Below are 14,436 nucleotides of genomic sequence, written 5' to 3' on the forward strand. Positions count from 1 at the left end.
TTCACGCCCGGCGCTTTGCGCAGGAGCGGTCGGGGAGAATGCTGGTCGTGGAGACGGTGGCGCGCATCCGGCGCGAGTTCTACGTCAAGGGTAAGAGCATCAAGGAGATCGTGCGCGACCTGCGGGTGTCGCGGAACACGGTGCGCAAGGTGCTGCGGTCCGGCGAGACGGACTTCTCCTACGAGCGGACGGTGCAGCCGCTGCCGAAGCTCGGGCCATGGTCGGCGGATCTCGAGCGGCTGCTGGAGGCCAACGAGCGCAAGCAGCGGCGCGAGCGCCTGACGCTGGTCCGGGTGTACGAGGAGCTGCAGGGGCTGGGCTACCGCGGCGGCTACGATGCCGTGCGTCGCTATGCCACGGCATGGCAGCGTGAGCGGTCGGCGGTCACGGCCGCGGCCTACGTGCCGCTGAGCTTCGCGCCCGGCGAGGCCTACCAGTTCGACTGGAGCCACGAGGTCGTCGTCATCGCCGGCGCGACGACGACGGTGAAGGTTGCGCACATGCGGCTCTGCCACAGCCGGATGTTCTTCGTGCGAGCTTATCCGCGCGAGAGCCAGGAGATGGTGTTCGACGCCCACGACCGGGCGTTCGCCTTCTTCGGCGGCGCCTGTCAGCGCGGCATCTACGACAACATGAAGACCGCGGTGGACGCCATCTTCGTCGGTCGTGAGCGGCGCTACAACCGCCGCTTCCAGCAGATGTGCGGCCACTACCTCGTCGAGCCGGTGGCGTGCACGCCGGCATCGGGCTGGGAGAAGGGCCAGGTCGAGAACCAGGTCGGGCTCGTGCGCGAGCGCTTCTTCACGCCGCGGCTGCGCTTCAGGAGCTACGACGAGCTCAACGCCTGGCTGCTCGACCGCTGCACCGCCCATGCCCAGCGTGCCGCGCATCCCGAGCTCAGGGACTACACAGTCTGGCAGGTGTTCGAGGCGGCCGACCAGCCTGCGCTCATCGCCTACCGTGGTCCCTTCGACGGCTTCCACGCCTTGCCGGCGGCGGTGTCGAAGACGCTGCTGGTCCGCTTCGACTACAACAAATACTCGGTGCACGCGAAGGCGGCGGGCGCCCGGTCGAGGTGCACGCCTATGCCGAGCGCATCGTCATCCGGCAGGACGGCGAAGTCGTCGGCGAGCATGCCCGGCGCTTCGGGCGCGACCAAACGGTCTACGACCCTTGGCACTATGTGCCGGTCCTCGAGCGCAAGCCGGGTGCGCTGAGGAACGGTGCGCCCTTCAGGACTGGCCGCTGCCGGTGGCGCTGGAACGCGTCAGGCGGAGGCTGGCGGGCCATGCCGACGGCGACCGCCAGATGGTGGGCATCCTGGCGGCGGTGACGACGGACGGACTGGACGCCGTCGAGGCGGCCTGTGCCGAGGCGCTGGCCGGCGGCACCGTCAGCCGTGACGTCGTGCTCAACGTGCTCACCCGCCAGCGCCAGACCGCCGCGCCCGCCAGCATCGCCACGCCCGAGGCTCTGCGGCTCGCCCGCGAGCCCGTCGCCGACTGCGCCCGCTACGACAGCCTGAGGAGGCCTTATGGAACGTCACGCCATCCTGGAGATGATGGGAACGCTGAAGCTCGTCGGCATGCGCCATGCCTATGACGAGGTCGTCGCCGATGCCGTGAAGCGGCAGCACTCCGCTCAGCGCGTCGTCGGCGACCTGCTCAAGGCCGAGATAGACGAGAAGCAGGCCCGCTCCATCCGCTACCAGATGACGACCGCCAAGCTGCCGCTCGCCAAGGAGCTCGCCGACTTCGACTTCGCCGGCACCGGCATCAACGAAGGCCTGGTCCGCGATCTCGGCACGGGTGCCTTCCTCGAAGCGCAGCGCAACGTCGTGCTGGTCGGCGGCACCGGGACGGGCAAGACGCATCTCGCCATCGCCATGGGCCGTGCCTGCGTGCGGGGCGGAGCGAGGGTCCGCTTCTACAACACCGTCGACCTCGTGAACCAGCTCGAGGCCGAGGCCCGTGCCGGCGCCCCGGGCGCATCGCCGACCACCTGTCGCGGCTCGACCTCGTCATCCTCGACGAGCTTGGCTACCTGCCCTTCGCGCTCTCGGCGGCCAGTTGCTCTTCCACCTCGTCAGCAAGCTCTACGAGCAGACCTCGGTGGTGGTGACGACCAACCTTGCCTTCGGCGAGTGGCCCACGGTCTTCGGCGACGCCAAGATGACGACCGCGCTCCTCGACCGGCTCACCCACCACTGCGACATCGTCGAGACCGGCAACGAGAGCTGGCGCTTCAAGAACCGCGAAGCCGCCTGAAACCCTTCCCCGGACCCCATCCCCAGGTTGACCCGGTGGGTCCACAGGCACCTCCCACGGCCGTCACCGCCTGCGCTCGTGGCGGCGCGCGGCGCCGGCCGCGGGGCCCTCCTGTGGACTACCGGGACAACCCGGCTGCCATCAGAAAAGGGGGTCAAACTTGCACGCCGATACGGGGTCAACTTCCCGAGCCGATTGACAATGGGTTTTCTTCGACCGCACCGGCCCTTGCTCCGATCCGCCGGATAGCGAAATCAGCATCGGCGGCAAGTTTCACGAATTTGAAATCGGGATGCCTGGTCTCGAACGACAGCTTCGGACGGGGCCTGCGGCGCCGACCCCAGATCTGAAAGACAGTCGGAACATTGTGCGGCTTGCCATTGAGGACAAAGGCGTTGTCCGGCACGTCCATTTCTTTGAGCAGGTGGAATGCGTGATCGAGGCGCTCCTGCGTCCTGATCTTGCGAAACGTCTTGGGCAGGATGAATGCAATAACGCTTGCCCACTTGGCGGCATGATTGAAGAAGCTCACCGCCAAGGCGGAATTTGTGCCAAATGGTGGATTGCCAACGATAGCGATCGGTTGTCCGAAGTCGAGGCTTACGTTCAGGAAGTCAGCGGTTCTCACGCCAGGAAAGCGTGGGTCGCGATCGTATCCCAAACTGCCGGCCGGAAACAACCTGAAGAACGCTCCTTGGCCCGCGCTCGGTTCGACCATCAGGTAGATGAGTGGATCGATGTACTTGTCAAAGAAGTTGTATAGCGTCTCGGCTACTTCTCCGGTGGTGTAGAACTGGTCCAGGCTCATGTCCGATGTGGCATTGTCGTTGGACGCTGCGCGGCCGAACGTCACCAGAGGTGATGGCTCGAAGATTTCAGCCGGAGACGGCGTGGGGCTCATGATGCGCGTGTCTTCTTTGGTGTTGGAGCGGATGCGTCACCGGCTATGTCGCTGGTCCAGTGCTCGCCGACAGAACGGCTACGCTCGTCGACTATGCTTGCGCCTCTGCTGGCTGGTACTCGAGGGCGGGCGGCGCGACAGGGTTGCACCAGTCGACACTCGAGACGTAGAGCGACAGCAGGTGCTCGGAGAGGCCGGCGGCGCCTCGGTGCGCAATCTTGGCCCAGGCGTTCCAGCGGTCGGTGCGTGCCACCAGCCATGCATAGAAGCGGTCGCGCTCGCGCGTGTGGCCGAACGTGGTCGACCAGATCGTGCTGACCAGCGGCATCTTCTTGCCGGCTTTGCTGCGATCGATGAGCGTGATGGCGGGGGTGGACGCGATCTCCTCTCGCATGAAGATGCAGGGAAGGGTGGCGAGATCCACTGTCGGGTTGGCGATCTCGACCAGGTCACGGCTGCGGAGCAGATCAAGGGTCTGCTTGCCGACAGGCGCGCTGAAGATGTCGTCCTCTCGCGTGACCTTGAGCATGAGCAGCACGGCCCAGCCCTTATCGGTGAGTACATCGTCGAAAGCGCCATTACCCTCTGTGGTGAGCCCGTGAGCGCGCAGCCAGCTGCTGTACATCGCTCTGATCGCGAACCCTCCTTCAAAGAGATCGCCTGCGATTTCACGGGGCGAGGTGCCGACGCGCCGCCCCGCGACCGACAAAGCTGTCAGCAGGAGCTCCATCTGCTCGGTAAACCAGCCCGGCAGAGGCGCGGTCATCTTGAGTTCACCTGCCCACAGCGCGTGCCTGATGCTCTGCCATTCATTGCCATCCTCGTCCCGCACCTGGTCATCGGTGAAGCTCGAGCGGAGCCAGTACCCCCAGGGCAGATCCGGATCGCGGGTAGCCGCGTAGACGGTCGGCACCGGCACAGGCCGGTAGCCGATCGGGCCGCTGCGGCAGTGCTGGCACTGCACGCCCGTCCAGCGACCCCCGCTGTGGGCGCAGGTCACGCGGTGACCCTTTCGGCGGTGACCGGCAGCGACGCCGTGCCGCTCGGTGCGGGCAGTGCGGCCGGCTTGTCGAGCGCCGCGAGCCTGCTTGCGAGCTTCGCGCACTCGGCCGCGACGTAGTCGACACCGCGATAGCTGTCGCCGCGCACCTCCCGCGCGCTAGGGCGCCGCGAGGGCAGGTGGTCGCCATCCTGATCGCACTTGAAGCCCAGCCACCAGACCCGATCGGGCTTCCCGGCGGCGGGGACGTGGCACATCGCCTCGGCCTCTTCACCGTGCTCGCACAGTCCGCTCTCGTCGAGGCCACGGTGGGCGGTGATGCCGAGCGCGGCCGGGATCGCGTCGTGCTCGAAGCCGAACAGCGGGTGCCCCGCCTCGATCCCGACATAGCCGCACAGATATCCACCGTCCGCGCACCGGCGGTGCATGCAGACGAGACCCGTCGCCGGGTCGGTCCAGACCCGCTTGTCCGGCTCCTCCTGCCAAGGCCCGTCACGCCATGCGAGCTTGCGGGTGGCGAAGCTGTTGTAGAGCTGATGCGTCATGGGTGACCTCCGCTGATCAGCCGGCAGAGATCGCCGGCGCGTCCTCGCGACCGGTCCTACTTACGCTCGCCCGCGCACATGTCAACTACTCGACGCCACGCGGCGTCGAGCATATATGGTTAACGGCGCAGGCTCCTCCCTGGCACAAGCTGGAACCCCGGTTCACCGGCAAGCTCTTCGAGATCGTCACGCACATCGTTGCATGCGCTCGGCGGCAGCAGCCGACGCTCGCTGATCCAGCGCCACACCGCTGCACCAGCAGTGCCGATATCCAGCACGAGGCGCTGCCCGGCACCACCGAGGTCCGCTCGGATCGACCAGAGATCATCAAGAGATTGACGCTCGACCAGGCGTATCCTCGACGGATGCGCCCGCGAACTGCCAGCCTCGTCGATCTGTCCCCAGAGTTCGGCGAGGATCACCACGACGAGTGGATCGGTCGGGGAGGGGGAGGGAGGTGCGTCCCCGCCAAGTCTCGCGGTGATCGCGCGCAGGATCGACAGTTCGTTGTTGCGGCAGATTGGGATAGCGATGCTGGGCGTGAGATGCCCGTCCATCATCAGGAACGCCGCGATCAGCCTGCAGCACTGTCGCCACGTATAACCGCGGCGGATCGCGGCATCCTCCTGCATGCTGGCTGGCCAATCGTGCCGCGCGAACTGCTTCAACCGTGAGCGCAGCTTGCTGCGAACCTCATCACTCATGGTCGGGTAAAGATCGGCCGCTTCTGCTCCGGGACGCGCAGTGAGGGCGACATACGCCATGTCCTCGAGGTGTGAGGCGGATAGTCGCGGACGGGGCGAGTCGGTCATGATGTTGGGATAGGCCGTCGGTCGCGGCGTCACAAAGCCCGAGCGCCAGTTACCGACAGCGCGGGTTTCCTCAGAACGCGTGCCACTCGGGCGTCACAGTCACGTTGGACCAACCCTCGGCACAATCGACCTCTTCGATCCGGAGGCTTATCAGCGCGGGAGGAGGATCGGCGAGAGAACCCAGAGTCTTCCCGGTCATGGCGCCGGCGCGCGTCGGCGGAACGGTGCCTGGGCAGGAGAACACGCAATGATTGCGGCTGTGCTCGCGGTAAAACCAGGATTTCCCCTTCGCTCCGCGCTGCTCGATGGACGCAAGAAGATAGTGATGACGGCGCGACACCGAGACGATGTTCAGCCCCGTTCTGTATCGGATAGCAGCCAGCAGCAGGTGATCGGCGCGGAGAATGCGGCCGCTCGCAGGTTTCAAGCGGTCGAAGGCTGCGTTGACCTCTCCCGGCGTGATACCGGCTTCCTCCAGCACTTGCCTGAAAGTGGCTGAACAAAAGAACGGGCGGACTGCCATATTCAGCCAGCGTACCTCCATGATTGGGTTGGAGAAAGGGTCGAGACACAGCTGACGGAGCGACGGTCGCTGAGGGCCAGACGTACATGCGTCAGAGGCTGCCCACGTCCGGGAACAGGCTGCGGTGGATCGTCAGCCGCATCGTGTCCTGCAGCGCACGCCGCATCAGGCAGCGCTGAACGCGCGTGGTCCGCTGCCAGGGATCGGCGCCGCCAGCCGTTGAAGCATCGATCAGGGCACGGTCGCTGCGGTGCTTGCGGCGGGCCAGCACGCTTCCGGTCACCGAGGCGATTGCAAGGGCGATCAGCCGAGGCAGGTGCGCCGCGGCTTCGATCAGCAGATACAGGATGACAATGGCAACGATGCTGGTTGGCGTGGACATGGAATTCTCCTTTTCCTGAACCCTCCGAGGTTCATATCCAACCATCTCCGCACTCAACTTCGCGCCGCCATTTACCGGATGTGCGACGCCCCAATCTCAGAACCGATCGAGATCACGGAGCGACACCCCCGCCAACATTAGCTGCCCGAGCCCAAGCGCTCGCTGTCATAGGACGATGTGGTGTCGCTCGATACGGATCGCCTCGAATTCCTCCCCCGGTGTGCATGGTAGTCTTACGATCGGCGAGTGCGCGAGCAGGTCACGAATGCTGTCTACGGTCATCGCCCGGCCGTTGGGCATTTTGGACGCGCCAAGCCCGGCTGCGTTGTGGGCGGCGCCATCGACCGTCCGGTGCACGCCCTGGAACGCGTCGCCCGGCTCGGCGAAGACGATGAAGCAGTGCCTCATGCGCCACCCCGTACCGGCTTGCTCCAATCAACCTTGTTGAACGCGGAGATGATCGGCGACCAGTCCACCATGTCGAACGTCACCCGGTCGAGCTCGCGACCGAGCGTCTTCAGGCGTGCGCCGATGCCGTAGCCATCGCCCGTCGTGACGCCGGCATGACCCATGATTTGATCCAGAATATATTTTTCAATGGTAGCGTCGCGCGCCAGATCCTTGAAGTTATGCCGCAAGCTGTGGAAGGCGAGTCGCGGATCGTCGCCTACTACCCGGTCGATTACGCGATTGGCGACCTGCGACGCGGCCTGGCAAAGCTTGTCGAACTTGTTAGATCTGAGCTCCGGGAACAGCCTGGTCTCGCCGGCTCCACGCAGTGCCGATACATAATCGTCGAAGCCGAGCCTCAGGATCATGCCGTGCAGCGGGATCATGCGTCGTGAGGTCTCGTTCTTCACTTGAGCGTCGATCCCCAGATCCAGATAGCGGATGCCGCCGTCCGTCTTGACGTTGACGAGCTCGGTCTGCCCGATCTCCTCGATGCGCGCGCCGTTGGTCAGCCCGAGCAGGAACAACCAGGCCAGCGACCGGTCGGAAACCGTGTTGCGGGCCGAGGACCACGACTGCGGCCTGACGAACAGGTCGCTCGCGAACAGGCGGGCGAGCTCGTCGTCGAGGAACGGCCGCCTGAAGCCGCTGTGCTTGCTATAGCCCTCGATGTGGATGCCCGCGCCCGCATTGCTGGCGATCCAGCGCTTGTTGAACGCGTGCTTCAGCAACGCCTGCAGATGTCCGATGCGGCGCTTCACCGAGGCCGGTGCGACCTTCGGCTCCTGACCGTCTCCATATTTTGCGAGGCGCGCGTTGAAGGTCAGCGCCCGGTCTGCCCGCGGCATCGACGCGGGGAGTACGGCGACGGCGTCCCGGAAATTGTAGAGCTGATCGGCGGTGATCGTGCTCACCGGCACGTCGCCCATGAAGTCGATGAAGTCGATGACGGTGGTACACGCTTCATGCGCTCCCTGCGCACCAGGTGCAGGCGTCTTGGTCTTCCACGCCTCGAGCAACTCGCCGAGCCGCATGTCGGGACGCAGGCGTGAGGTGGTCGGTCGAACGGGCGTGCTGATCGCCAGCCTGAGCTCGACCTGCTCGCGCTCGACGGCAGCGGTGACCGCATTCATGATGGCGATGTCGTTCTCGGCCGAACGGGCAAGATCGGCGAAGCCATCCCCGTCGCGGTAGCCGCCATGCACCCAGACGATCATGTGCTCGGCCATGCGCAGCGCATCGGCCCGCGACCGCGTGCGGATCACACGCATCCACAGGTCGCCCGGCAGGCAGGCCGGGTCCATGGCAGCGATCCCCTGCGGGCTGGGATCGTTGAAGGTGGCGATCGGGGCGCCGCCCAGGATGGTCGATGCGGCCTCCTCTGCCCAGAAGATGTTGGCGAGGACCGGAAAGCGGTCCAGCCGGCCACCGACATGGGCAGCAGAGATTCGAGCGACTGCGTCGGCTGCGACCGCAGGCGTGATGATGGTTCTGGATGTCCGCTCGGCGATGGCGGCCCGCGCACGGGCGAACTGCTGCTCGAGCTCGGCATTGAGCGCGGGGAACAGCCTCCGTGCCTCATCAGGGTCCTTCGTGTCGAGCGACCGCTTGAACAGCTGCCGTCCGCCGAACTCGTCACGGAGCGGCTTGGGGATCTGCCGCCGGATGTAGAATGTGCCCGTTTCAGGATGCCGCCACGGCGTCGCCATCGTCACCATCTGTCGTCCCGCTGTACCCGTCCGCTGTACCAGGCGGAGGTGAAACCAACGTAAAAGCTGGATTTCTGCGGATTCGACCGGCTTTGGTGACCCCTACGGGACTCGAACCCGTGTTTTCGCCGTGAGAGGGCGACGTCCTAGACCGCTAGACGAAGGGGCCGTGCGCGGAAGCCGGCTCATTGGCGGGCGCGGTCGCGTTCGTCAAGTCCCGTCGGGCGGCGGGTTGCGGGCGGGCCTTGCCCCTCGGCCCGCGCGGCTTCTACACCCAAGTGGGGCAGGAGGGGGAGCGGCATGGCGAAGGCACGGGATCATGTGATCGACGGCAGGCGGGATCGGCTGGTGATCCTCGCCTCCTCGCTCGGCACCGTGTTCGAGTGGTACGACTTCTTCGTCTACGGCACGCTCGCCACGGTCATCGCCAGATTGTTCTTCCCCGCGGCCAGCGAGACGGCCGGCTTCCTGCTGGTGCTGGCGACGTTCGGCGCGGGCTTCGGCGTGCGCCCGCTCGGCGCCATCCTGTTCGGCTATCTGGGCGATCGGCTCGGCCGCAAATACACGTTCCTCGTCACCGTCACGCTGATGGGCGTGGCCACCGCCGCCGTCGGCCTGCTGCCCACCTACGCGCAGGCCGGTATCGCCGCGCCTGTGCTGCTCGTGATCTGCCGGCTGCTGCAGGGCCTGGCGCTGGGCGGCGAATATGGCGGGGCCGCGATCTACGTGGCCGAGCATGCGCCGCCGCACCGGCGCGGCTTCTACACCAGCTTCATCCAGGCGAGCGTGATCGGTGGCTTCCTGCTGAGCCTGACGGTGGTGCTCTCGGCCAGCGCATTCGTCGCCCCGGCCGCGTGGCAGGCATGGGGCTGGCGCATCCCCTTCCTGTTCTCGATCCTGCTGCTGGCGATATCGCTGTGGATCCGGCTCAAGCTGAAGGAGAGCCCCGTCTTCCAGGCGATGAAGGCCGGCGGCGCGGTCGCCGCCAATCCGGTGCGGGAGAGCTTCGACAGCTGGGCGAAGGTGAGGCTGATTCTGGTCGCCCTGTTCGGCGTTGCCGCCGGGCTGACGGTGATCTGGTACACCGCGCAGTTCCAGGCGCTCTACTTCATCCAGAACACGCTGCGGATCGAGGACGATGCCGCGCGGCTGATCGTGGGGGCGGGGGCGGTGTGCAGCCTCGGCTGGTTCATCCTGTTCGGCTGGCTCAGCGATCGCATCGGCCGCAAGCCGCCGATCGTGATCGGCTATGCGCTGACCCTGCTGCTGGTGTTCCCGCTGTTCCACTGGATGGCGGCGTCCGCCAATCCGGACCTCGCCGCCGCCATGGCGCGCGCGCCGGTGGAGGTGGCGGGCAGCGACTGCACCTACGATCCGTTCGCCACGAAGGGCCAGGCGACGCCGTGCGGGCGGCTGCTGGACGCGCTGTCAAGAAAGGGCGTGGCCTACACCAAGATCGCTGGCCCGGCGGGGGCGGCGCCGCGCGTCAGCATCGGCGGGCGGGCGATCGACGCCGCCGATCCCGCCGCGCTGGATGCGGCGCTCGCGGCGGCCGGCTACCGGCTCGGCAAGATCGTGCCGCCGCCGGCCGACGCGGCCCGGCTGGTGCTGGCGATCGTGACGATCGGCGCCCTCGCGGGCATGACCTACGGCCCCGCCGCGGCGCTGCTGGTGGAGCTGTTCCCGGCGCGCGTGCGCTACACCTCCATGTCCGTGCCATATCATATCGGCACCGGATATTTCGGCGGTTTCCTGCCGTTCATCAGCCAGTATATCGTCGCGCGCACCGGGGATCCGTTTTCCGGCCTGTGGTACATGGCCGGCGTGGTCGCCATGTCGCTGATCGTCACCATGGTGTGGCTGCCGGAAACGGCGGGAAAGCCGCTCGACTGATCCGCCGGCGCCCTCACCTGCGTCCTAATTGCAACAGGGGCGGCGGGGAAGGGGCGACCTGATCTTAGTGGTAGTAGGACGCGGGGAGCGTATCGCGGATTGCGCCAGCATCAAGGTGGCGTTGCGCCAACGACACATCTTTTCCGGGGAGGAATTTTATGGCCATCACTCGTCGACCGACACTCTTGCTCGCCCTCGGCGGCGTCGCGCTCGCCGGCCTGACCGCGCCGGCACTGGCCCAGGATGCGGGCACGGCCCCGTCCACCCAGGCCGAGATCGGCACGCCGGCACCGGCCGACGCCGCCGCGCAAGGGTCTCCGGCGCAGACCCAGGCCGAGAATGCGACGGCCGACGACAGCCAGATCCAGGACATCGTCGTCAGCGCCCGCCGCCGCGACGAGACCTTGCAGCAGACGCCGATCGCGATCACCGCGATCGCGCCGGCGCAGCTGGAGGCCAAGGCGACGATCAACATCGGCGATCTGCAGGGTTCCGCGCCGAACGTGCTGATCACCAGCCAGAATACCGGCGGCGCCGCCTCCAACGTCTCGATCCGCGGCCTTTCCTTCGCCGATGTCGACAAGTCGTTCGAGTCCACCGTCGGCATCGTCGTCGACGGCGTGTTCATCGGCACCTCGACGGGTTCCTACCTCGACTTCTTCGACATCGCCTCGATCGAGGTGCTGCGCGGGCCGCAGGGCACCCTGTTCGGCCGCAACACCATCGGCGGCGTGATCAACATCCGCCGCACCCGCCCGACCGGGGAGTTCGGCGGCAAGTTCGAGCTGAGCTACGGCAATTACGACAGCTTCCAGGCGCGCGCCGTGGTGAACGCGCCGATCGTGAAGGACCTGCTGGCGGTAAAGGGCTTCTACTTCCACAACCAGAGCGACGGCTATTACCGTTCCGGCATCACCGGCAAGCGCCGTGGCGCGTCGAACAACGAGAATTTCGGCCTCTCCTTCCTGTTCACGCCGAGCAGCAACTATGACGCGCTGGTGACGCTGGAGAAGCAGGTCCAGGATTTCGACCCGGTCAATTCCAGCATCACCAAGACCGGCGAGGCGTTCTGCACCCAGGCGATCATCGATGCGTTCGCGGGTGGGCCGAACCGCGTGCAGGGGCCGCCGGCGAACGAGTGCAACCGCAACACGTCCGGCCGCGATCTCTATACCGTGTTCGGTTCGGCGGGCTCCGGCAAGTTCCGCGCGCCGGCGGCGACGCTGGAGCAGAACCTCGACCTGGATTTCACCAAGCTGACCTCGATCACCGGCTATCGCCGGATCAAGGAGCGGCAGATGCAGGACGTCGACGCGCTCTCCGCCGACCTCTACTACTTCGATCGCAAGCAGCGCTTCTGGCAGTTCACGCAGGAGCTGCGCGCTGCGGGCAAGTTCACCGATACGTTCGACTATGTGATCGGCGGCTTCTACTATCAGCACCGCTACTCGCTGGCGCAGACGACGCGCTTCTTCGGGTTCACGGATCCGAACGCGGATCAGCTGACGATCGGCAAGTCGCAATCCTATGCGGCGTTCGGCGACTTCAACTGGGCGTTCGCCGATCGCTTCCGCCTGTCGTTCGGCGGCCGCTACACGCATGACAAGAAGCAGAACGAACTGACGATCGGGCAGGGGGCGAGCTTCGGCAACTTCAAATATTCCGGAAGCAAGTTCACGCCGAAGGTCGGCGTCGACTATCGGCCGACCGACGATCTGATGGTCTATGCCTCGTGGTCGCGCGGCTACCGCTCGGGCGGCTTCTCGGGCCGCGGTCTGACGCCGCAATCGTCGCGGACGCCTTATGGCCCCGAGACGGTCGACTCCTACGAGATCGGCCTCAAGACATCGTTCTTCGATCGCAAGCTGCTCTTCAACATCGCCGGCTTCTACGCCGACTATAAGGATCTGCAGCAGAACACGACGGTGCCCACCTCGGGCAACGTGGGCAACGAGACGATCGTGACCAACGTCGGCTCGGCGCGACTGAAGGGCATCGAGATGGACTTCACGGCCAAGCCGGTGGAGCATCTGACGTTCAGCGGTTCGCTCGGTTATCTGCAGAACGGCTTCCGGAACTTCATTTCGCAGGGCTCGGTCAGCCCGCTGCAGCCGGCCGTGCGGACGATCGACTATTCGAACGTGGACATGATCTACGCGCCGAAGATCACCGCCTCGCTGAACGCCGAATATGCCCAGCCGCTCGACTTCGGCAAGTGGACGACGAACGTCGGCTACCGCTTCATCTCGCGCTACGACCAGCAGGTCGCGCTCGATGCGACGGCCACCTATCCGGCCACCGGCACGCTCGTGATCCCGCGCAACGATCCGCGCGTCCGCTCCGATCGGCAGAACCTGCTCGACGCCAGCACCTCGCTGACGTTCGATCTGGGCGGCAACGAGGCGCGCGTCACCGGCTTCGTCCGCAACCTGCTCGACGATCGCGGGCCGAACGCGGCGTTCACCGTGGCGGGCCTCTGGTCATTCTCCTCGGGTCGCGAGCCGCGCACCTACGGCGTGCAGCTCGGCTACAAGTTCTGATCTCCGCGTGCGATCGCGGGGAGGGGCGGGTCCGCTTCTTTCCCCGCGATCGCCGACGGTTCAGAAAGCGGGTAGGGGGGCCTGCCCCGGCACGGCTTCCCGGCGTAGTGGGGCAGGGCCGGCGTAGCTCTTCTCCTCGACCAGCTCGGATTCCAGCAGCGCATTGATCCGCCGCTTGATCGCAGCCCGCTCGTCGTTGCGCTTGTAGACCGCGCGGGCCAGCCGGATGAAGTCGGCGCCGAACCGCGCATCCGCCTCCTCCTCGCGGATCGCGTCCTCGATCTCCCACAATGTCTCGTTCACCTCGCGCAGCGCCGCGACGAGGGGCGTCACATCGGCCCGGCGCAGCGCCGGCCGGCCGATCGCGCGCAGCAGGCGAAGCTCCCGCGCCACATTCGCGCGCGCCTCCGGCCGGGCGATGCGGGCGCGCTTGATCTCCAGAATGGTGATCTTGTCGAGCAGTTCGCCCCAGGAAACCGGCACCGCCGGGCTCGCCAGTTGCTTCATCTCCTATCCTTTCGCCACGCAGAGGGTGCGCGCCGCCAGATCGCGCTCGATCCGCTCCACCACCGCCGCCCAGTCGCCCGCGCCCGGCTGGGGATAGAGGCGGATCGAGGGATACCAGGCGCTGCCGGTCTGGTCGGGCGCCCAGCGCCAGTCCGGCTCGTCCTTCAGCATCAGCCAGGTCGGCTTGCCCATGGCGCCGGCGAGATGGGCGATCATCGTGTCGACGGTAACGACCAGATCGGCCCCGGCCACCAGCATCGCGGTCGCCCCGATATCGAACGGGCAACCCTCCGGGTTCAGCACGGCGAGTTCGGTCGGCTCGGGCATCAGCGTGACGACGGGCGCGTGGCGGCACAGCGGCGCGAGCAGCGCCGGCGGCACGCAGCGCGATCTGTCCCAGTCGCCGGCGCCGTAGCACAAGGCGACGGTGCCGGCGGGCAGCACCGCCCGGCGAGAGCCGAGATAGGGCGGCGGCGCATCGGCGGGCGCGGCGCGCAGGGCGAAATCGAGCTCGGTGATCTCGACATCCACCTCCGCCGGCGGCAGCGGATGCGCCTGATCGAACGGTTTCAGCGCGATGCCTGTTGCCAGCGGCGCGATCAGCTCCATCAGCCGCGGCTGGATCTCCAGCGTCACCGATGCCGCCCGCGCCGCCAGCAGCGGCAGGAAGCGGGCGAACTGGATGGTGTCGCCAAGCCCGTGATAGCAGCGCACCAGCACGTGCCGCCCCTCCAGCGGCCGGCCGTCCCACACCCAGCGCAGATGGTAGGGCAGGCTCGGATCGTCGCGCAGCGCCGGATCGCGCTCGGCCAGCGTCTCGCCGGCCAGCGCCCATGCGTCGGCGTAGCGCCCGCCGCGCATCGCCGCCACCCACATCCTCATCCGATCGGCCATCAGGATGCAAAGT

Annotated in this window: 12 protein-coding genes, 1 tRNA gene and 2 pseudogenes; 4 read left to right on the forward strand and 11 right to left on the reverse strand. The window is 66.6% G+C overall.

Annotation, left to right across the window (positions count from 1 at the left end; genetic code table 11):
- The first annotated feature begins 38 nt into the window (after positions 1 to 38).
- A pseudogene (gene istA, locus GNT64_RS03095) lies at positions 39 to 1,602 on the forward strand (IS21 family transposase).
- Positions 1,535 to 2,267, forward strand: a pseudogene (istB, locus tag GNT64_RS03100) (IS21-like element helper ATPase IstB). Before istA ends, istB begins: the two co-directional pseudogenes overlap by 68 nt.
- 178 nt (positions 2,268 to 2,445) lie before the next feature.
- Here the strand turns inward: istB and GNT64_RS03105 are convergent.
- The 9 genes from GNT64_RS03105 to GNT64_RS03145 all read right to left on the reverse strand — a co-directional run bounded on the left by GNT64_RS03105 (position 2,446) and on the right by GNT64_RS03145 (position 8,758).
- Complete coding sequence (locus GNT64_RS03105; RefSeq protein WP_156678180.1) at positions 2,446 to 3,168, reverse strand: SAM-dependent methyltransferase; 723 nt, start codon at positions 3,166 to 3,168, stop codon at positions 2,446 to 2,448.
- A 91-nt stretch (positions 3,169 to 3,259) separates the two neighbouring features.
- The gene (locus GNT64_RS03110; RefSeq protein WP_156678181.1) at positions 3,260 to 4,081 is read right to left on the reverse strand and encodes a hypothetical protein; all 822 of its coding nucleotides are present in this window, start codon (positions 4,079 to 4,081) and stop codon (positions 3,260 to 3,262) included.
- An 83-nt stretch (positions 4,082 to 4,164) separates the two neighbouring features.
- On the reverse strand, positions 4,165 to 4,713 hold the full coding sequence (locus tag GNT64_RS03115) for a hypothetical protein (protein WP_156678182.1): 549 nt from the start codon (positions 4,711 to 4,713) through the stop codon (positions 4,165 to 4,167).
- Between the two features lie 119 nt (positions 4,714 to 4,832).
- The gene (locus GNT64_RS03120; RefSeq protein ID WP_156678183.1) at positions 4,833 to 5,525 is read right to left on the reverse strand and encodes a hypothetical protein; all 693 of its coding nucleotides are present in this window, start codon (positions 5,523 to 5,525) and stop codon (positions 4,833 to 4,835) included.
- Between the two features lie 70 nt (positions 5,526 to 5,595).
- Positions 5,596 to 6,069 carry a hypothetical protein gene (locus tag GNT64_RS03125; protein WP_156678184.1) on the reverse strand — a complete coding sequence of 158 codons (474 nt, stop codon included), beginning with the start codon at positions 6,067 to 6,069 and terminating at the stop codon, positions 5,596 to 5,598.
- A gap of 70 nt (positions 6,070 to 6,139) precedes the next feature.
- The gene (locus tag GNT64_RS03130; protein ID WP_156678185.1) at positions 6,140 to 6,430 is read right to left on the reverse strand and encodes a hypothetical protein; all 291 of its coding nucleotides are present in this window, start codon (positions 6,428 to 6,430) and stop codon (positions 6,140 to 6,142) included.
- 165 nt (positions 6,431 to 6,595) lie between these two features.
- The gene (locus GNT64_RS03135; RefSeq protein ID WP_156678186.1) at positions 6,596 to 6,838 is read right to left on the reverse strand and encodes a hypothetical protein; all 243 of its coding nucleotides are present in this window, start codon (positions 6,836 to 6,838) and stop codon (positions 6,596 to 6,598) included.
- The gene (locus GNT64_RS03140) at positions 6,835 to 8,598 is read right to left on the reverse strand and encodes a site-specific integrase (protein WP_156678187.1); all 1,764 of its coding nucleotides are present in this window, start codon (positions 8,596 to 8,598) and stop codon (positions 6,835 to 6,837) included. The genes GNT64_RS03135 and GNT64_RS03140 overlap by 4 nt, the downstream gene beginning before the upstream one ends.
- A gap of 84 nt (positions 8,599 to 8,682) precedes the next feature.
- Positions 8,683 to 8,758 (reverse strand) — tRNA-Glu (locus tag GNT64_RS03145).
- Between the two features lie 131 nt (positions 8,759 to 8,889).
- On the opposite strand from GNT64_RS03145, the gene GNT64_RS03150 reads away from it, so the two are divergent.
- Together GNT64_RS03150 and GNT64_RS03155 are read left to right on the forward strand one after the other, a co-directional pair.
- The gene (locus GNT64_RS03150; protein WP_156678188.1) at positions 8,890 to 10,482 is read left to right on the forward strand and encodes an MFS transporter; all 1,593 of its coding nucleotides are present in this window, start codon (positions 8,890 to 8,892) and stop codon (positions 10,480 to 10,482) included.
- A 158-nt stretch (positions 10,483 to 10,640) separates the two neighbouring features.
- Complete coding sequence (locus GNT64_RS03155; protein WP_156678189.1) at positions 10,641 to 13,022, forward strand: TonB-dependent receptor; 2,382 nt, start codon at positions 10,641 to 10,643, stop codon at positions 13,020 to 13,022.
- A 60-nt stretch (positions 13,023 to 13,082) separates the two neighbouring features.
- On the opposite strand, the gene GNT64_RS03160 is transcribed toward GNT64_RS03155, so the two are convergent.
- Positions 13,083 to 13,529 carry a DUF6165 family protein gene (locus tag GNT64_RS03160; protein ID WP_231639220.1) on the reverse strand — a complete coding sequence of 149 codons (447 nt, stop codon included), beginning with the start codon at positions 13,527 to 13,529 and terminating at the stop codon, positions 13,083 to 13,085.
- A 3-nt stretch (positions 13,530 to 13,532) separates the two neighbouring features.
- Complete coding sequence (locus tag GNT64_RS03165) at positions 13,533 to 14,423, reverse strand: glycosyltransferase family 9 protein (RefSeq protein WP_156678190.1); 891 nt, start codon at positions 14,421 to 14,423, stop codon at positions 13,533 to 13,535.
- Positions 14,424 to 14,436 lie beyond the last annotated feature (13 nt).

It is taken from the genome of Sphingomonas profundi (assembly GCF_009739515.1).
Lineage (GTDB): Bacteria > Pseudomonadota > Alphaproteobacteria > Sphingomonadales > Sphingomonadaceae > Alterirhizorhabdus > Alterirhizorhabdus profundi.

What these genes read in the sequence shown, in the direction of transcription:
- GNT64_RS03105 (WP_156678180.1), bottom strand. Translation starts at nt 3,168, where the DNA reads ATGAGCCCCACGCCGTCTCCGGCTGAAATCTTCGAGCCATCACCTCTG.
- GNT64_RS03115 (WP_156678182.1), bottom strand. Translation starts at nt 4,713, where the DNA reads ATGACGCATCAGCTCTACAACAGCTTCGCCACCCGCAAGCTCGCATGG.
- GNT64_RS03120 (WP_156678183.1), bottom strand. Translation starts at nt 5,525, where the DNA reads ATGACCGACTCGCCCCGTCCGCGACTATCCGCCTCACACCTCGAGGAC.
- GNT64_RS03125 (WP_156678184.1), bottom strand. Translation starts at nt 6,069, where the DNA reads ATGGAGGTACGCTGGCTGAATATGGCAGTCCGCCCGTTCTTTTGTTCA.
- GNT64_RS03130 (WP_156678185.1), bottom strand. Translation starts at nt 6,430, where the DNA reads ATGTCCACGCCAACCAGCATCGTTGCCATTGTCATCCTGTATCTGCTG.
- GNT64_RS03135 (WP_156678186.1), bottom strand. Translation starts at nt 6,838, where the DNA reads ATGAGGCACTGCTTCATCGTCTTCGCCGAGCCGGGCGACGCGTTCCAG.
- GNT64_RS03140 (WP_156678187.1), bottom strand. Translation starts at nt 8,598, where the DNA reads ATGGTGACGATGGCGACGCCGTGGCGGCATCCTGAAACGGGCACATTC.
- GNT64_RS03150 (WP_156678188.1), top strand. Translation starts at nt 8,890, where the DNA reads ATGGCGAAGGCACGGGATCATGTGATCGACGGCAGGCGGGATCGGCTG.
- GNT64_RS03155 (WP_156678189.1), top strand. Translation starts at nt 10,641, where the DNA reads ATGGCCATCACTCGTCGACCGACACTCTTGCTCGCCCTCGGCGGCGTC.
- GNT64_RS03160 (WP_231639220.1), bottom strand. Translation starts at nt 13,529, where the DNA reads ATGAAGCAACTGGCGAGCCCGGCGGTGCCGGTTTCCTGGGGCGAACTG.
- GNT64_RS03165 (WP_156678190.1), bottom strand. Translation starts at nt 14,423, where the DNA reads ATGGCCGATCGGATGAGGATGTGGGTGGCGGCGATGCGCGGCGGGCGC.